Annotated in this window: 13 protein-coding genes; 3 read left to right on the forward strand and 10 right to left on the reverse strand. The window is 63.1% G+C overall.

The window, feature by feature from the left end:
* The first annotated feature begins 290 nt into the window (after window positions 1–290).
* Window positions 291–788 carry a hypothetical protein gene (locus NR187_RS10105; RefSeq protein ID WP_211382846.1) on the forward strand — a complete coding sequence of 166 codons (498 nt, stop codon included), beginning with the start codon at window positions 291–293 and terminating at the stop codon, window positions 786–788.
* A 123-nt stretch (window positions 789–911) separates the two neighbouring features.
* Here NR187_RS10105 and NR187_RS10110 read toward each other — a convergent pair whose 3' ends face one another.
* The 4 genes from NR187_RS10110 to NR187_RS10125 all read right to left on the reverse strand — a co-directional run bounded on the left by NR187_RS10110 (window position 912) and on the right by NR187_RS10125 (window position 7403).
* Window positions 912–3278 (reverse strand): RND family transporter, encoded by a 2367-nt coding sequence (locus NR187_RS10110; protein ID WP_211382845.1) that lies wholly within the window; start codon window positions 3276–3278, stop codon window positions 912–914.
* A gap of 205 nt (window positions 3279–3483) precedes the next feature.
* On the reverse strand, window positions 3484–4269 hold the full coding sequence (gene eutC, locus NR187_RS10115; RefSeq protein WP_256806376.1) for an ethanolamine ammonia-lyase subunit EutC: 786 nt from the start codon (window positions 4267–4269) through the stop codon (window positions 3484–3486).
* Window positions 4270–4275: 6 nt separating this feature from the next.
* Window positions 4276–5862 carry a B12-binding domain-containing radical SAM protein gene (locus NR187_RS10120; RefSeq protein WP_211382843.1) on the reverse strand — a complete coding sequence of 529 codons (1587 nt, stop codon included), beginning with the start codon at window positions 5860–5862 and terminating at the stop codon, window positions 4276–4278.
* 158 nt (window positions 5863–6020) lie between these two features.
* Window positions 6021–7403, reverse strand: coding sequence for an ethanolamine ammonia-lyase subunit EutB (locus NR187_RS10125; RefSeq protein ID WP_256806578.1), 1383 nt, complete (start codon window positions 7401–7403; stop codon window positions 6021–6023).
* A gap of 331 nt (window positions 7404–7734) precedes the next feature.
* Here NR187_RS10125 and NR187_RS10130 point away from each other — a divergent pair, with 331 nt between their 5' ends.
* Complete coding sequence (locus NR187_RS10130) at window positions 7735–9465, forward strand: methyl-accepting chemotaxis protein (protein WP_211382842.1); 1731 nt, start codon at window positions 7735–7737, stop codon at window positions 9463–9465.
* Window positions 9466–9672: 207 nt separating this feature from the next.
* On the opposite strand, the gene NR187_RS10135 is transcribed toward NR187_RS10130, so the two are convergent.
* The 6 genes from NR187_RS10135 to NR187_RS10160 form a co-directional block, all read right to left on the reverse strand.
* Complete coding sequence (locus NR187_RS10135) at window positions 9673–10671, reverse strand: transporter (RefSeq protein WP_249128942.1); 999 nt, start codon at window positions 10669–10671, stop codon at window positions 9673–9675.
* 134 nt (window positions 10672–10805) lie between these two features.
* Window positions 10806–13316, reverse strand: coding sequence for an arylsulfatase (locus NR187_RS10140; protein ID WP_211382840.1), 2511 nt, complete (start codon window positions 13314–13316; stop codon window positions 10806–10808).
* A 279-nt stretch (window positions 13317–13595) separates the two neighbouring features.
* On the reverse strand, window positions 13596–13835 hold the full coding sequence (locus tag NR187_RS10145) for a hypothetical protein (RefSeq protein ID WP_256806377.1): 240 nt from the start codon (window positions 13833–13835) through the stop codon (window positions 13596–13598).
* Window positions 13836–13947: 112 nt separating this feature from the next.
* Window positions 13948–14307 (reverse strand): hypothetical protein, encoded by a 360-nt coding sequence (locus NR187_RS10150; protein ID WP_256806378.1) that lies wholly within the window; start codon window positions 14305–14307, stop codon window positions 13948–13950.
* 35 nt (window positions 14308–14342) lie between these two features.
* On the reverse strand, window positions 14343–14486 hold the full coding sequence (locus tag NR187_RS10155) for a hypothetical protein (RefSeq protein ID WP_211382838.1): 144 nt from the start codon (window positions 14484–14486) through the stop codon (window positions 14343–14345).
* A gap of 85 nt (window positions 14487–14571) precedes the next feature.
* The gene (locus NR187_RS10160) at window positions 14572–17073 is read right to left on the reverse strand and encodes an arylsulfatase (protein ID WP_256806379.1); all 2502 of its coding nucleotides are present in this window, start codon (window positions 17071–17073) and stop codon (window positions 14572–14574) included.
* 176 nt (window positions 17074–17249) lie between these two features.
* On the opposite strand from NR187_RS10160, the gene NR187_RS10165 reads away from it, so the two are divergent.
* Window positions 17250–17618, forward strand: coding sequence for a hypothetical protein (locus NR187_RS10165; protein WP_256806380.1), 369 nt, complete (start codon window positions 17250–17252; stop codon window positions 17616–17618).
* Window positions 17619–17635 lie beyond the last annotated feature (17 nt).

Here is a 17635-nt window from a genome sequence, read left to right on the forward strand (position 1 = left end):
CCCTGGGCCTTCATTGGCAGATGTAAGAGCTTGATACTACGCCATAATTTAGACAGGCCGCGTTTTGCTGCCCACCTGTTGCAGCGCTGCATCGCTGAAGCCCGCTTTTCCCGCCAGAAACATATCGAAACACGGCAAATCGCGAGCCCGGAACATGGCGCGAGGGGCTGTGAACCGCCATCTCTGGCGCTCACGCTTTGAACCTGACAGGGGCTCGAAGCACTAAACCTTCGATGTGGCGAGACGTTCTTGATGATCAGCGGACGTCGTTCCAAAACGGGATATTTGAGATGAAATTCTTTGGGCGATCTGAACTGGCAATCAAGGCGGCCGGCATCGGGGCTATGCTGCTGTTCTCAGTTTCGGCAAGTCAGGCTCAGTCGTCCGGACCGTTTGCAGGTTTCGACGGCGCGTGGACCGGCACCGGTACCGTGTCGCTGTCCGACGGCTCCACCGAGCGCATCCGCTGCAAGGCGGACTACAAGGTCGCCGGCAGCGGTCTCAGCCTCAAGCAGGCCCTGCACTGCGCGTCCGACAGCTACAAGTTCGACCTCACCAGCGACGTGACGAGCCAGGGCGAGCGCATTTCCGGCAACTGGAGCGAGGCCAGCCGCAACATCTTCGGCAATTTGCAAGGCACCGCCGGCGGCGGCCAGATCGAAGTGTTCGTCGAGGCCAACGGCTTTGCCGCCAATTTGTCGCTGCGCACCAATGGCACCAAGCAGACCGTGCAGATCTCCTCGAAGGGCGAGATCCGCGGCGTCAACATCACGATGACGAAGAGCTGATTCCCTGCTCGATCGAAAGCAACACAGCCCCCGGTTCTCGCGAGCCGGGGGCTTTTTGCTGATTGGATCTACCGGCAAACGCCTGCGTCGGGTCCATGCTCCACGCGGATCAAGCCGCGCTACTCAGATCGCCGGCTTGTCGGTACCCTGCAGCCTGGCGTGCAGATTGATCAGCCACATCGCCGTCGGCCGCAGGATGAAGAGGTCGGCGACGAGAGCCATCACCATCGAGAAGGCGCTGAGCCAGCCGAACAGCCGCAGTGACGGCAGGTCGGAGAACACGGTGACGACGAGGCCGCAGGCCAGCACCAGCGTGGTCAGGATCAACGCCGGGCCGACCAGAACGGTCGCGCGCTCCACCGCAAGCGCCGAGCCGACGCCCGGCTTGCTCTCCAGCCTGAGGCGATTGAGGAAGTGGATGGTGGCGCTCAAGCCCAGGCCGAACGAGACGGTCAGCGCGACGACGCTGGCGAATTGCAGCCCCTCGCCCATCGCCCACAGCACCGTTCCCGACATCACCACGGGGAAAATGCCCGGCAGGATGCAGGCGAACATCACGACCCAGGAGCGGAAGGCCAGGCCGATGAAGATCGCGACCAGCGCGAACTCGACGGTGAGGCCGCGGTTGAGCTTCTCGATCATGCCGGCCGAATTGCGCGCGGCGATCGCGGCAAGGCCCGTCACGGCGATCTCGTAGCCGGGATGCTTCTTGCGGACGGCGTCAAGCTCGGAATCGAGCTTGTCGACGATCGGCAGCAGCTGACTGGAATCCTTGTCCGGCACGCGGCCGGCGACCACGACCGCATCCTGCTCGGCATCGATGAAGCGCCGCACCAGATGCTCGGGAATGACGCTGACATACTCTTTAAGCGTCGCGACGTCGGCGCCGCCGGCCTTTTCCGCGAGCCAGCGGCGCAGAGTCTCAAGCGACCAGACGTTGCCGACACCGGCCGCCTTCTCCACGGTCGCGTGCACGTCCGCAATCGTCTGCAGCGTCTCCGGCGAATAGAGCGTCTCACCCTTGGGGAACTGGACCAGCACGTTAACCGGATTGGCGCCGGTGAGCTTGGCATCGAGCCGGTCGCTGGCGGCGACCGCCTGGCGCTTGTCCGGCACCTGGTCTGCGAGCCGGTAGCGCGGCTCCAGATTGGCGTAGATGACGCCGAGGCCGGCGACGAACACCACCGCGATCAGGCTGAACAGGCCGGGACGGCCCACCATGCGCACCGCGATCCAATAGCAGAAATTGCGCAGCGCCTGGACGCCGGCATCCGCGCTCTGGAACTTGGTCGCAAAGACCTTCTCGTTGCGCACCAGCAGCACGCCGAACACCGGCACCAGCGACAGCACCGCGACCAGCGCGATGATGGTGGCGGCGAGACCAGCCTCGCCGAACTTTCGGATCAGGTCGGAGTCGGAGAACTGGAGCGCGATGAAGGAAATGCCGGCGGTGCCGTGCGTCAGCACGCAGGCCGGTCCCACCACCAGCACCGCGTTCTTGAATGCGGTGAACTTGTCCTGGCCTGCGATCAGCCGGTCACGCGCGGCGAAGGTGAGCTGCATCGAGTCCGAGAAGCTGATGACCATGATGAGCGGCGTCATCACGTTCAGGAACATGTTGAGATTGAAATTGGCCCAGCCGAGCGCGCCGAGCGCCAGCAGGATCGCGATCATCGGCGGGAACGCCGCCGCCACCATGAACGAGATCTTTCTGAAGAAGATGATGGCGATGACACAGCCGGCGAGAATGCCGAGGATGTTGTAGGTGAGCCCGTCGCGCTCCACCGCGTTGCGGATCTCGAGCTGCATCACCGGCACGCCGGAGAGCTGCACGTTGAGTCCGGTATCGCCGAGGTCTTCCTTCATCAGGGCGCGGATGTCGCCGACGGTCTTGGTCAGCTTGCTGGACGCGACGACCTCCGGATCGAGCGAGAGCACGATCAGCGCGAGCGTGCCGTCCTCCGACAGCAGCTTGCCGCGGATGATCTCGTTGTTTTTGACGGTCTCGATGAACTTGTCGTAGGCGGCGCCTTCGGGCAGATCGGGCGGGAACAGTGCCGCCGGCAGCTTGCCCGGCGCCGGCGCCTGACGCGCCGAGAACAGCGAGACCAGGCCGCGCGTGCCTTCGACGAGCTGCATGTCGGTGACGAAGTCGCGCAGCTTCTCGAGGTTGTTCCTCGCCAGCAGATTCTTGCCCTCGACCACGACGAGAACGTCGAATTCCTCGGCCGGGAACTTCTTGGTCACCGCTTCATACTGTCGAAATTCCGGCGTGTTCGAGCGGAATAGCTGCGACAGCGAATCGTCGATCTTGATCCGGTGGATGCCGAACACGGCGCCGACGATCAGCACGAGCAGGACGATGCAGGACACAATCGGCGCCCGGACGGCGATCAGCCCGATGCGCTCCAGCCCGAAGGCGATGGAAGACGCAGGTCCCTGCTCGACCTTGTCGACATGAACCTCACTCTCGCTGTGCTTTTCGAGCATGCCTTGTCCAGTTCCTAAATCGGCTCGGTCTGTGAGCTTATTGCGCCCCGCGAACGGCTTGAAAACGCCATACCAATGGGAGGCTTGTCCTTTGAAAATGTGTGGAAAATCGCCGCGAGGGGTTTAGCAGGTCAATCACCCTTTTCGCAAGCAGGCGGAAGGTGGCCAAACCGATCAAGATGCGGCGATTTTGCCGGAATGCCCGTCATTCGGGCAGAGCCGTGCCAATTCGACGCGGTGCACGGTCCGCGCTCTCGTCCTTCAGCGCCACGCCGGTTGCCTCTCGCGCCAGACCCTCGCGGACCAGCCAGGCGATCTTGAAGGCGGCCTCGTCATGGCTCAAGCCGGCCTTGTGGATGTTCGACACGCAATTGCGCTCGGCATCGGTGCGGCCCGGCTTCGGCGCGAAGGTCAGATAGGCACCGAGACTGTCGGGTGCCGAGAGGCCCGGCCGCTCGCCGACCAGCATCACGACCATGCGCGCACCGAGAATGGCGCCGATCTCGTCGCCGAGCGCGACGCGCGCGCCTGAGGCGACGACGACGTGGCCGATCGCGACACCGTCGTCGGCTGCGAGCAACGTCAGCAGGCGCGTCACCAGCGCCGCCGTATGGGCGTGGACCGCGGCCGCCGACAGGCCGTCGCCGATCACGACCGCAAGCTGGCACGGCGCCACGGCACTGCGTGCCAGCAGTTCGGCCGAACCACCATCGAGCTGTCGTCCGAGATCCGGCCGGCGCAGATAGTCCCTGCGGTCGACTGCCTGGCTCCTGACCTCGGTGACGACGAGGCCAAGCTCGCGGAGATCGGCGGCCAGTCGCGGCGCGTCGAAGACGGCATGCACGGCATCGCGGGCGCGGGCATGGTCCAGCGTGAAATCGAGCAGCGCGCGCGTCGGCACGCTCGCGCCGCTACGCCCGAGCGCGACGCGCGCGGGCGTGAGCGACCGCAGATCGAGGGTCGGGCGGCGCGGGACGGCCGGATCAGACATGTCGCATCATTCGGCGGGAACGGAAGCCTCGCGCAGCCGGATCGAATAGTTCGATGCGTTCTGCTGGCCGGTCGAAGCCGCGCGCGCAAAGGTGATGAGATGGTGCGCGATCAGGGTACAGCCGATCAGCCCTTCGAGATCGCCGCGCTTGATGCGGCCCAGCGCGAACTTCCAGAACACGCGCTTATAGTCGCCAAGCACGCCGACCTTCCAGAAGATGTTGCGCAGCATGACGAGGCCGCGCCTGATATTGGCCCAGGTCTTCATCTCGTCCGGCACCGGCATCTTGAGGCGGTGGGGATAGGTGTGGTCGCATTGGTACTGGAAGCGGGCAAATACCTTCTCGGGCTCGTAGGCGGCGCCCATGCAATGCTTCCAGGACGCAACGACATCGTCATAGGGCAACAGGAAGTCGACGTTGGAATCGCGGCCGTCGTCCTCGATCAGGCGGCCCTCGCGCTCCAGCCGGTCCCATAGCGGCGTCTTCGGCAGCGCCTGGAGCAGATTGATAGTGAGCAGCGGTATCTGGGATTCGTCGACGAAGGCGAGCAGCGCATCGGATGTCTTCGGCTTGTCGGTGTCGAGCCCCATGATGATGCCGGACACGACCTCCATGCCGTAGGAGTTGATGGTACGCACACCTTCGAGGATCGGGACCATCATGTTGTGGTCCTTGTGCATCGCCTTCAGCGCGTCGGGATCGGGCGTCTCGATGCCGCAGAAGATGGTGATGAAATAGGCCTCGCGCATCTTCTCGAGGATTTCGGGCCGCTTGGCGATGTTGAGCGTCGCCTCGCAGGCGAGCCGGACCACGTAGCCGGTCTTTTTCTGCCATTCGATCAGGTGCGGCAACAGGTCCATCGCCGCCTTGCGGTTGCCGATGAAATTGTCGTCGACGAAATAGACCGTGTCGGTCATGCCGCATTCGCGCAGGCGGTCGAGCTCGGCGATGATCTGCTCCGGCGACTTGATGCGCGGATTACGGCCGTAGAGGCCGGGGATGTCGCAGAACTCACACTGGTAAGGGCAGCCGCTGGAATACTGGATGCTGCCGAGGAAGTATTTCTTCACGTCGGCGAGTTCGTAGGCCGGGATTGGAAACTCCGTCATCGGCACGCGGTCTTTGGTCGTGAGGATGACCTGCTGTTCCGGACGCGATGTGTCGCGCGACAGGATCTCGAACAGCTGATGGGTGGCGTCGCCGAGTTCGCCGACATGGAGATAGTCGAACGACGGATAATAGTCCGGGCAGGCGCTGACCGAGGGACCGCCGAGCGCGACCGGAAGGTCGAGTTCATGGGCACGGCGGCAGATGTCGTTCATCTGCTGGCGCTGGATATGCATGCCGCTGACGAAGACCGCCTCGGCCCATTCGAACTCTTCCCTCGTCGTGCGGCGAAGGTTCTCGTCGACGAATTTGACCTGCCATTCCCTGGGCAGATAGGCCGCGAGCAGCAAAAGCCCCTGCGGAGGCATGAAGGCCCGGACGCCATCGGTCAGCGGATAGGAATGTTCGAATGTACCGAACGAAGACGTGTAACGCGGAAACACGCAGAGGATCCGCCGGGACGTACCGTTGCATTCAGCTCGCATCAAAGCTCCCCCAGCCACGTTCGGTATATGGTGCGGAATAGCCGGACATATAGCGTAACGCTGCCGCCGAAATTTCTCAACATTGTGGCATCATTCTAATTCACGAAGGGGGCCAATGGTTTCCTTGACTTCTACCGAGGCTGAGCGCCTGCAGCCCGTCAGGCAATCAGCCGGGAGGCAAAATCGGGCAGCAGGCCTGCATCGGCGGCAAGACGGAAGTCAGCGCCCACAATGCCCGACTGCGCCAGCCAGTCGTCGAATTCCGGCGCGCGGCGCAGACCGAAGACGTCACGGACATAGAGCGCGTCGTGAAAAGACGTCGACTGGTAGTTCAGCATGACGTCATCGGCGCCGGGGACGCCCATGATGAAGGTGACGCCGGCGGCGGCGAGCAGCGTCAGGAGGTTGTCCATGTCGTCCTGGTCCGCCTCGGCATGGTTGGTATAGCAGATGTCGATCCCGAGCGGCAGGCCGAGCAGCTTGCCGCAAAAGTGGTCCTCCAGCCCGGCACGGATGATTTCCTTGCCGTCGTAGAGATATTCCGGGCCGATGAAGCCGACCACGCTGTTGACCAGCAATGGCGCAAAGGCGCGGGCGACCGCATAGGCGCGGGCCTCGCAGGTCTGCTGGTCGACGCCGTGATGGGCGTTGGCGGACAGCGCCGAGCCCTGCCCGGTCTCGAAATACATCACGTTCTCGCCGACCGTGCCGCGCTTCTGCGACAGGCCGGCCTCCTGCGCCTCCCTCAGCAGCGCGAGGTCGATGCCGAAGCTGCGGTTGGCGGCTTCGGTGCCCGCGACCGACTGGAAGACGAGGTCGACCGGCACGCCCTGCCCGATCAGCGACAGCGTCGTGGTGACATGGGTCAGCACGCACGCCTGTGTCGGGATCTTCAGCCGCGCGATGATCTCGTCGAGCAGGCGCAGCAATTGCCCGATCACGGCCGGATCGTCGCTGGCCGGGTTGATACCGATGCAGGCATCGCCGGCGCCGAGCAGGATGCCGTCGAGGATGGAGGCGGTGATGCCCCTCGCGTCGTCGAAGGGGTGGTTGGGCTGGAGCCGCGTGCTCATCCGGCCCTTCAGGCCAATGCTGTTGCGAAAAGCGGTGGTGACCTCGCATTTTCGCGCGACCAGGATCAGGTCCTGGTTGCGCATCAGCTTCGAGACCGCGGCCGCCATCTCCGGCGTGATGCCGCCTGACAGCTTGCGCAGGACGTCGGGCGTCGCGGCATCCGACAGCAACCAGTCGCGGAAGGCGCCGACGGTCAGCGAGGCCACCGGTGCGAAGGCTCTTGTGTCGTGGCTGTCGATGACGAGACGGGTGACCTCGTCGGCCTCGTAGGGGATAACGGCCTCCTGCAAGAACTGCCCCAGCGGGACGTCGGCGAGCGCCATCCGCGCCGCGATCATCTGCTCGGCGCTGGCGGCGGCGATCCCGGCCAGCCGGTCGCCGGAGCGCGGCGGCGTCGCCTTGGCGAGCAGGTCGCGCAGATCCGGGAATGCGTAGGTCGTGGCGTCGATGGTGTGGCGGTAGAGCAAGGGTCTCTCCGGGTCTCGTCGGCCAGAGGCCGAGTCCAGGGCGATCTTGAAGGCGATCTTGAAGGCGATCCCGGCATCAGGGAATACGCGCTTGGCGGCCCCGGTGCACGCCGATGTTTGGGGCATCCCGCCCGTCCCTCGGCGGCCAATTGCTGGAAACGGACAACACTGCTCCAAATGGCTGAGATAGCACGGCTTTCCTTCGGCCCGCAGCAGGCGCCGCGGACCGGCCCGTTAACGCTGTGTCCATCTTCCTTCTGCATAGTTTTGCATAGATTTTTACAAGACCGCGCTTTCCGGCCGCTCCCGGCCATTCGGACTCCTGAAAACCATGACAACCGACCAATCTGGGAATGCCGCCGGCCTGTCGGGCCGCTTCACGCTTGCGACCAAGCTCTACGCGATCTTCGCGCTGTTCGCGCTGCTGACGGCGGCGATCGCGATGCTGTCCAATTACAACAGCCGTCGCGGCGCCGAACTGACCAGCGCGATCGAGACGGCGAACGCCGCCGCGCTGAACGTCGAGCGGGTCAACTCGCTGGTCTACGCGGTCGTGATGGAATCGCGCGGCGTCTACATGTCGACCGAGCCCGCCGTCGTGAAGAAATTCGGCGACGGCCTGCTCAAGTTCAACGCACAGATCCTCGGCGTCGTGAAGCGCTGGGAGACCATCGTCAAGGCCGACGATGCCGAGCAGTTCGCCACCTTCAAGAAGCGCATCGAGCAGTTCGTCGAGTTCCGCAAGGAGCTGGTACGCCGCGGCGTCGAGATCAACGCGGCCGCGGGCCGCGAATGGGGCGACAACGACGCCAATCGCGCCGTCCGCTCGGCACTGAACAAGGATCTCGAGGCGCTGTCCAAGGTCTATACCGAGCGCGCGAGGCAAATCGCGCATGAGACCGAGACCAATCGCATTCTGTCCTTCGTCCTGACATGCCTCGCCGGCGTGGCGCTCGTCCTCGTCGTGATCGGCATCGTCATCATCGCCCGCTCGATCGCCCGCCCCCTCTCGGCCATCACCGCGACCATCAAGCAGGTCGCCGACGGCGCCGAGAACGTCGTGGTGCCGCACAGCCACCGCGCCGACGAGATCGGCGCGCTGGCCCGCGCCATCCAGATCTTCCAGGACGCGATGGGGCGCAACCGCAACCTCGCCTCGCAGGTCTCGCAGGACTCCGCCGCGCGCGAGGAGCGCGCCCGCCACATCGAACAATCCGTCGAGCAGTTTCGCGATGCGATCGGCGCGGTCATGCGCGGCCTCGCCGACAACGCCTCGACCATGCGCGAGACCGCGCAGACCATCACGCGCGTCACCGCGGACGCAAGCAGCCGCGCCGGCACGGCGGCGAACGCCACCGAGCAGGCCTCCCACAACGTCACGGCGGTGGCGGGCGCGGCCGAGGAGCTGTCGGCGTCGGTGGTTGAGATCGGCCGGCAGGTGCGGCAGAGCGCAAGCGCGGTCGAGCAGACCGGCCAGCGCACCGAGAAATCGATCGCCGAGATCGAGAGCCTTGCCGCGGCCACGCAGCGCATCGACGGCGTGCTCGGCCTGATCCAGGCCATCGCCGAGCAAACCAATCTGCTCGCGCTCAACGCCACGATCGAGGCTGCGCGCGCCGGCGATGCCGGCCGCGGCTTCGCCGTCGTCGCTCATGAAGTGAAGGCGCTCGCCGGCCAGACCGCCAAGGCGACGGCCGAGATCGGCGAGAACGTCGGCCAGATCCAGGCCTCCACCCGCAATGCGGTCGACGCCGTGCGCGAGATCGGCGGCGCGGTCCGCGAGATCAACGACGTCACCTCGGCGATCGCCGGCGCCGTCGGCCAGCAGGACGCCGCCACCCGCGAGATCTCCTCCAACGCGCAATCGGCCGCGCAGGGCAACGAGACGCTCGTGGCGAACATCACCTCGCTGCGCGACGCCATCGGCGAGACCGACACGGCGGCATCCTCGGTGCTGACGGCGGCAAGCAGCCTGACCGCGACGGCGGACACGCTGTCGCGCGAGGTGGAGAAGTTCTTCCAGAACCTGCGGTCGGATTCCCGCGCCGCCAAGGCGGGATAGCAGCGCGTTCACTGCTGCGAAGCTGGCGGCAGGCACGCTGCAGGCAAGAAACGCGAAAACAACCCCATGCACAGTAGCCGGGTGCAGCGATCTCAATGGCTTGGCTGCCGGCGCGGAATCTGCGGATTTTACGAATTAAATTTGACACGTCGGGCAAAACACCGGCATGATGTCATCATGGCGGAGTAGACGTCGCCGGACAGACCTCTACTTCCGCATCAGGTGCTTGGTTGGCGTCACCGTGCTGGCGGGCACCGCCTCCGAGATCGAAAACGTCAGCCAGGTATTCCAACCCGAAGGTCGGTTGGCAGCGTCGAACTCGCCGTATCCCTTCAGGCCAAGAAAGGCCTGATTGCTCCCGATCGGAAAGATATAACCGATCTGCGGACCGACACCGAGGACGCGCGAACGGAAGCCACCGAGTACAGCTGGCTGGCCGAAATCGTCGGTGACCTGCTGATAGGCGTAGCCGACGAATCCGGCAAACACCTGCTTTGACAGGAACTGCGACACGCCCCAGTCGAGATGGAAATCGACGCCGCTCTGGTACTGCGTATCGGGGTTCTTGAAATTGTAGGTGAAGCCGGCAACGCCGGAGAATTCCGTACCGGTCGCTGGGTTCAGATAAGTGTAGCCGCCGCCGAGATCGATGGCGCCATGACCGATGCCGATATTCGCGAGCCGGTTCGGGTTGTAGTCGCCCACCGGAATGTCGCCCGCGGCATAGACCATGGTGTTGTGGACGCCGTTGTTCCACTTCAGCTTCAACGTCGGGTAGAGGTCGCCATAGGAGACCAGCGCGTCTTCGAGAAACCCGTTACGCGTGGTTACGATCGGCCCCGCCGCGGCCGTCAAGGTGCCGGCAAGGCTCGCGGAATTTCTGCCGTAAACGCTGGCAAGCGTCGCCGACAACTGGCCGCCGAGGACCGGCGTCGCAAACGTGTAGGTCGGCGCGATGAACATCAGATCGGCCTGGCCGCCGAGCGCCAGGTTGAGATCGATGTTGACCGTCGGAGAGAAGCGCCCGACCTGGAATTCCCGCGACGCTGCGGCTGCGCCGGACGCGTTCACGCTCGTATGATAGTAGATCGCAGCGATCGACCAGCCTGGCGTGGCGGGCGTTGCGGCGAGGCTGCCGTATAAACCGGGCAGCCAGAACGAGATGCCGCTTTCGTCCGCGCGGGATACCTGAGGCAAGAATGCCATACCCGCGGTTGCTGCCAAAAGGCAGATCCAGTTAGACCTTTCTCGAGCCATCCGCTCCTCCCAAACATCCCGTCACGCAAGGCGTTGCACTCGGACTGTTTCTTCAGCCCTGAAGTCTTGCACCGAGGCCGCAATCAATCGGCCTTTATCTTCGCGTTCATCGCCGCCTCCAGCTTCTTGACGTCGGCGGGCGACAGTTGCGGCCGATCCACCTTGACCGTCAGCTTGTTGAGCTTGGCGGTGAGCGTAAACGGCGGCGTGTAGTCGGCGTCGTTGACGCCGGTCAGGGTGTCGGAGCCGATGTCGAAGCTTTCGTCCCATTGCAGGATCATGGGCAGCGTCTTCGGCATTCGCTTGGTCGCGACCTCCTTGCCGTCCACCTTCAGGGTACCGGTGCCGGGTTGGCCGAGGCCGCTGAAGTTGTTGTACTGAAGCGTACCAACCCCGATTCCCTCATACTTGAAGTCGAATTCGACGGTGTGCCGACCCGGCGATAGCGCGTCCGCGCCTTCCCACTTAATGCGTTCCAGATCGACCATATTCCAAAGGAATACAGGCTTGCCCTTCAGCAGGTAGAAGCCGTAGCCAGCGAACCGTCCACCTGACGTGAGGATCATGCCCTCGGCGCCGCCATCGGGCACCTCGATATCGGCAGTGATCGTGTAGGACGTGTTCAGAAGCAGCGGCGAATCGCCCTGTGGCAGACCCACCATCGGTCGCTTGTAGACGAACTCGCTGCGTCCGGCGGTGATATTGGGCCGCGGCGCAATGACTCGAGCCGCCACAGAGGCATCCATCGGGAACACCTGGTACTTCCTGGCCTCGGCGATGAACTTCTGCTTCATCTCCTTGACCTTCTCCGGGTTCTTCGCCGCAAGATCGTCGGTCTGGCTGAAATCCTGGTTCAGGTTGAAGAGTTCAAGCTTCTGATTGTTCAGGGGATCGGTGTTGGCGGGACCGAATGCTTCCCAGGGCGCGCGGTTGACCTTGGTGCTCAAGAACCAGCCGTCGTCGTACAGCGCCCACTGACCCATCATTTCGAAATACTGCGTCTTGTGCCGCGTCGGCACCTTGGCGTTCTTGGCGTCGAAAGTGTAGGCGAAGCTGATACCCTCGATCGGCTTCTGCTTGATGCCGTCGACGACGTCAGGGGCACTGATGCCCGCGGCTTCCAATATGGTGGGCACGACATCGATGACGTGAACGAACTGCTCGCGCAGGCCGCCCTTGTCCTTGATCCGCGCCGGCCACGACACCACCATGTTCTGGTTGATGCCGCCGAGCGCCGAGGCGTTCTGCTTGAACCAGCGGAACGGTGCATCGAACGCCCAGGACCAGCCGGCGGACATGTGGTTGTAGGTCAGGTCGGTGCCCCAGACATCGTAGAACTTCATCTGCACGTCGATCGGCAACTCGCTGAGACCGTTGAAGAAGGCGACCTCGTTCGGTGTGCCCATCGGGCCACCCTCGGCACTGGTGCCGTTGTCGCCGTTGATATAGATGATCAGCGTGTTATCGAGCCTGCCGAGATCGTCGAAGCCCTTGATGACGCGCCCGATCTCATGGTCGCTATAGGCAGCGTAGGCGGCGAAGATTTCAGCCTGTCGAATGAACAGCTTCTTTTCATCTGCGCTCAGCTGGTCCCATTCCTTCAGGACATCCTTCGGCCATGGCGCCAGCTTGGTGTCCATTGGAATCACGCCGAGCCGCTTCTGGTTGTCGAAGATGCGCTCGCGCACCTTGTTCCAGCCTTCGTCGAACAGCTTCAACTTGCTGATCTTGTCGACCCACTCCTTCGTCGGGTGATGCGGCGCGTGCGTGGCACCGGGCGCATACTTGATGAAGATGGGCTTGTCCGGCTGGATCTGGTGCATTCGCGTCATGTAGTCGATGGCATCGTCGGCCATCGCCGTCACCAGATTCCAGCTTCCCGCCTCCTTGCCCTCGAACGGATAAATCTGGGTCGTGTTGCGGAACAGGTTCGGCTGCCATTGATTGGCGTCGCCACCGATGAAGCCATAGAAGTATTCGAATCCCATGCCGTTTGGCCACTTGTCGAAGGGCCCGGCCTGGCTGGCCGCGAAGGCCGGCACATTGTGGTCCTTGCCGAACCACGACGTCGCGTAGCCGTTGTCGAGCAGGATACGGCCGATCGTGGCCTTGTCCTTCTCGAGAATGCTGTTGTAGCCGGGGTAGCCTGTCGATTGCTCCGAAATGACGCCGAAGCCCGCGGAATGATGATTGCGCCCGGTGATCAAGGCTGCCCGCGTCGGCGAGCACAGCGCGGTGGAGAAGGTCCGGTTATAGCGCAAGCCCTCGCTCGCAAGACGATCCATCGTCGGGGTCGGGATCACGCCGCCGAAAGTGCTGGGGACGCCGAAGCCAGCGTCATCGGTAATGATGAGCAATACGTTGGGCGCACCCTTCGGCGGCACGACCCGCGGGGCCCACCACGGCTTCGACTGCAGTGAATCATCCTTGATGACGCCGCCGAATTTCGGGTCGGGCGGCGGGAGTTGCTTTCCAATGATGGTGGAGCTGGCGCTGGGAGAACCGAGGACGCCATTGACCTGCTGAGCGGGCGCAGAAACCGAAACCAGCAACGCGGCGCCTGAGACGATCAAGGCGGACAAATGCGCTTTCATGGAGACACTCCCTGGCGTTGCTGCGATCGGCAACCTTGAGAAAACGTGCGACTCATTCCGCGCCAAAAAAAGCTGCATCCGCCGCCGTCGCGGGCGGCACGCGATTGACCAACATCACTGGTCACGTCTTCAATTTCCGACTCGAACTTCGCCATTTGGCCCCCCCTTCCAAAGTTGAAAACAATGTCAGCGAAGCGACACCACGAGAACTAGAGCGCCAGGATAATCGTCATTGGCTTCTTCTGCTCTGTGTGGCGAATATCGATGAAAAGAATTCAGTTAGCGCCTGCCAACGCGATTGACCGGGCCGCCTCGATTCATCGGCGTTCCGGCGACGCCGACGCCGGGCGTTGCGACGGCGCGTGCCACTGGCCGGGGCCGCAGGACGACGCCGGCCCGGGCGACGCATCCGACGGGATATTCGACATACTGGCAGTAAACTATCGCGGCCGCTTTTTCAGTGCTCATGGCAACGAAGCCAGCGACGAGAAGCGCCGACATTGCGATCGACATTTTCATCTCATTTCCCTCCCTTGTTTGGTTCCGACGCTATGCTCAATCGCGCCCCTCACATTGATATGGATCATGCGTCGCGGTCGGAGCGTCGTGTACCGGCTCCGCTCGCCAATCGTCAGGCTCCTCCGCCCGTGATCCGCTCTGCAGCCAGCAGACCCGTGAAGAGGAAGTGCAGAGCAACAGCGGGCCAGAGCAGCGCACCGACCAACTGTCCCGCCAGGCCGATACAGCCAAGATAGACGGTCGCGAGCAGATTGTAGGTGAGCATGGCTTTCGCGACGGGTCGCGCGGAGGGGGGCGGCCAGGACGTCAACGCAAAGCCCAGCAGTGCAATGCCCGTGAGTCTGCCGAGCGCCTGGCCTGGCTCGGACAATTCGGTTCCGAAAATCAGCCGCCCGAACAGCCCCGGTCCGATCAGCAGGATCAACCCCGTAGCGGCGATTTCAACTGCGACGGCTGTGGTAACCCACTTCATCACATTTTACCTCAGGGCAACCTGCAACGCACTCGTCAGCGCACTCCCTTCCCAACGGTTACATCAATCGTGAGATTGAATTGGCCGAGCGGGCTCGGCAGAAAGGCGCTTGCGCCGAATGCGAGCGCACCAACGCAAGGCCGACACAGCAATGCGCCGGGGTCGTCCTTCGTGGTCATCGAAGTCTCCTATCGATCAAGACGGCCAATTGGTCATTCCAGGTCGTGGACGGTGCCGGCGGAGAGCCGCCGACGGCCCTCCACGTCATTTCGCCTTCCCCACCGATGGGGCGGACCCTACTGGTTGGTCGGCCGCTGCTGCCTTCGCCTCCTGCTCCGGTGTGAAGGGTTCGAGCTTGAAGGTCAGCTTGTCGATCTTTCCGGTGAACTTGAACGGAGGCTCGTAGCGATACTCGACCATTGCGACGCCGGTGCGCGTGTCCAGGCCGACGTCAAAGGTTTCGTCCTCCGGGAAGGTGACAGGGATGGTGTGCTCCATCGAATTCCTGGCCACTTCCTTTCCGTCCACAGAGAGGGCACCTGTCCCGCCTTTTCCCAAACCCGGACCGTCGGATTTGAAATCGAAGACGATGGTGTGCTTGCCGGCTGCCAGCTCCGGGCCTTCCCAGATCGTGCGCTTGAGGTCGAGCAGGTTGTAGAGGAACACCACCTTGCCGCGGTCGATACCAAAGTCGCCCTTGCTCAGAAACAGGCCGTAACCGCCAAAGCGCCCGCCTTCCGTGACGATCATGCCCTCGGCACCGCCGTCGGGAATCGTCACCTCGGCGGTGATGGTGTAGGACTTGCCCAGGATGCTCGGAGCCGCACTTGCGGGCACGCCACTCAGTTCGCCCGAATAGGTGAACAGCGTCCGTCCCGCCGTGAGGCTCGGTCGCGCCGTATTCCAACGGGCGAGCGACGAGTTGTCGAGCGGCAGCACGTTATATTTGGCGGCCTCCGAATAGAAGAGAGCCTGCATCTGCTTGAGCTTGTCCGGCATTTTGGCCGCCAGGTCGCTGGACTGGGTCGGGTCCTGGTCGATGTTGTAGAGCTCCCAGCTGTAGCCGCTGATCACATCCGGCGGCGTGGCCGAGCTGAGCTCCCAGGGGAGCGTCGCCGGCGTCGTCGCCGCCACCCATCCGTCCTGGTAGATCGCCCGATTGCCGAGCATTTCGAAATATTGCGTCGTGTGCCTGGTCGGCGCGTTGGCGTTTGCCTTGTCCCACGTGTACGTCATGCTGCCCCCCTCGATCGGGATCTGCTTGATGCCGTTGATCGTGTCGGGTTGCGGAATGCCGGTTGCCTCAAGGATGGTCGGCACGATGTCAATCACGTGATGGAACTGGCGGCGGATGCCGCCCAAATCGTTGATGTGGCCGGGCCAGGACATGACCATGCCCTGCGATGTGCCGCCGAAGTGCGATGGCACCTGCTTGACCCACTTGAATGGCGTGTCCAGCGCCCAGGCCCACGGTGCCGCAAAGTGCGGGAATGTCCGTTCCGATCCCCAGAACGGATACCAGAGGAACTGATCCTTGACCGGCACGGGAATGCCATTGAATGTCGTGAACTCGTTCGGTGTGCCGTTGAGCATACCTTCGGCGCTCGCGCCGTTGTCGCCGCCGATATAGATAATCAAGGTGTTGTCGAGCTCGCCGAGGTCTTCGACGGCCTGGATAACCCGTCCGATCTCATGGTCGGCGTAGGCGAGGTAAGCGCCGTAAACATCAGCTTGCTTGATGAAGAGCTTCTTCTCTTCGAGGCTGAGGGTATCCCACTCCGGCAGCTCTTTCGGCCATGGCGTCAGATCGGCGTTCTCGGGCATGATGCCCAATCGCTTCTGGTTGGCGAAGATGGTCTCACGCACTTTGTTCCATCCGTCGTCGAACAGGTGCATGTCGCTGATCTTCTTGATCCACTCGGGCGTTGGATGATGGGGCGCGTGGGTTGCCCCCGGGACGTAGTAAACGAAGAACGGCTTGTCCGGTGCGATCTCCTTGAGCTGCTTCATGTACTGGATCGCGTCGTCCGCCATCGCCGTCTCGAGATTCCACTTGGGGTTACCCTCGAACGGATAGATGGCCGTCGTGTTGCGGAACAGGTTCGGCTGCCACTGGCTGGCGTCACCGCCGACAAAGCCGTAGAAATAATCGAACCCCATGCCGTTGGGCCATTGAGTGAATGGTCCGGCCTGGCTCGACTGGTAAGAAGGCGTGTTGTGGTTCTTGCCGAACCATGAGGTCGCGTACCCGTTCGCCTTCAGGACCGTACCGACCGTGCCTTTCTCGATTGGGATGATCGAGTCGTACCCCGGGAATCCCGTCGCGATTTCGCCGACCACTCCGAAGCCTACCGAATGATGGTTGCGTCCCGTGATGAGTGCCGCCCGCGTCGGTGAGCAGAGTGCAGTCGAGTGAAAATTCGTGAAGCGCAAACCGGCTTTTGCGATGCGATCCATGGCAGGCGTCGGGATAACGCCGCCGAACGTGCCCGGCGCACCGAAACCCTGGTCGTCCGTCATGATCAACAGCACGTTCGGTGCGCCCTCCGGCGGCACCACGCGTGGGGCCCACCAGGGCTTCGACTCCGAGGCTTTCTCCTTGATCACGCCACCGAATTTCGGATCTGGCGGCGGGAGCTGCTTGCCGTCGATCGTGGTGGTGGCGCCGGCCGAACCGGGGGTGCCGGTAACCTGCTGAGCCGATGCCGTGCCAAAATTCAGGGCGATCAGACATGCACCCGCGAGTGCGCTGCAAATTGCTTTCATGGCGAACTCCCGGTGGGATGGTACGCACTGGAAACCGCCAGCCTCTCGGCATCGAGCAGGTCTCGCGTTGATCCATGTCAACGTACTCCGGCGGGAGGCCTCGATCTCCCAACGTCAGACTGCGCTGAAGATCAGCAGTTGAATTCCACGAGAAGCCGTTCACGGGGAGCTTCCCAATGAAGATCGCGCTGCCATCGATGGCAATGCTTGGAAGTCAACTGGTGATCCCCATCGGCTATCGCGTGCCCCAGCTCGATGTCGAAGCGACATGCAAGGCGACGGTGGCAACCGGCAAGGCGATGGGGCTGAAACTTTCCCAGAGCTTCGATGATTGCCTGCGCGACGAGAGCGCCGCTCAGCAGCAACTCGGCACCATCTGGTTCTCGAATTCGGCCGAACTCAAGAACAGATGCGAAGGCGAGGCGACTGCGGGTGGGAGCGACGGTTACGTCGACCTGCTCACCTGCATACAGATGGCCGATTGGGCAAAATCGTCTTCGACCGCGCCCAAGCTGAGAGGCGCGAGCAAGAACCGCAACAAATAGGTCCCCATCACCGCTCC

Origin of the sequence: Bradyrhizobium sp. Bra64 (assembly GCF_024519875.1) — a bacterium.
Taxonomy (GTDB): Bacteria; Pseudomonadota; Alphaproteobacteria; order Rhizobiales; family Xanthobacteraceae; genus Bradyrhizobium; species Bradyrhizobium japonicum_G.

Excerpts from the sequence above, each read along its gene's own strand:
- NR187_RS10105 (WP_211382846.1), top strand. The coding sequence starts at position 291 with ATGAAATTCTTTGGGCGATCTGAACTGGCAATCAAGGCGGCCGGCATC.
- NR187_RS10110 (WP_211382845.1), bottom strand. The coding sequence starts at position 3,278 with ATGCTCGAAAAGCACAGCGAGAGTGAGGTTCATGTCGACAAGGTCGAG.
- eutC (WP_256806376.1), bottom strand. The coding sequence starts at position 4,269 with ATGTCTGATCCGGCCGTCCCGCGCCGCCCGACCCTCGATCTGCGGTCG.
- NR187_RS10120 (WP_211382843.1), bottom strand. The coding sequence starts at position 5,862 with ATGCGAGCTGAATGCAACGGTACGTCCCGGCGGATCCTCTGCGTGTTT.
- NR187_RS10130 (WP_211382842.1), top strand. The coding sequence starts at position 7,735 with ATGACAACCGACCAATCTGGGAATGCCGCCGGCCTGTCGGGCCGCTTC.
- NR187_RS10135 (WP_249128942.1), bottom strand. The coding sequence starts at position 10,671 with ATGGCATTCTTGCCTCAGGTATCCCGCGCGGACGAAAGCGGCATCTCG.
- NR187_RS10140 (WP_211382840.1), bottom strand. The coding sequence starts at position 13,316 with ATGAAAGCGCATTTGTCCGCCTTGATCGTCTCAGGCGCCGCGTTGCTG.
- NR187_RS10145 (WP_256806377.1), bottom strand. The coding sequence starts at position 13,835 with ATGAAAATGTCGATCGCAATGTCGGCGCTTCTCGTCGCTGGCTTCGTT.
- NR187_RS10150 (WP_256806378.1), bottom strand. The coding sequence starts at position 14,307 with ATGAAGTGGGTTACCACAGCCGTCGCAGTTGAAATCGCCGCTACGGGG.
- NR187_RS10155 (WP_211382838.1), bottom strand. The coding sequence starts at position 14,486 with ATGACCACGAAGGACGACCCCGGCGCATTGCTGTGTCGGCCTTGCGTT.
- NR187_RS10160 (WP_256806379.1), bottom strand. The coding sequence starts at position 17,073 with ATGAAAGCAATTTGCAGCGCACTCGCGGGTGCATGTCTGATCGCCCTG.
- NR187_RS10165 (WP_256806380.1), top strand. The coding sequence starts at position 17,250 with ATGAAGATCGCGCTGCCATCGATGGCAATGCTTGGAAGTCAACTGGTG.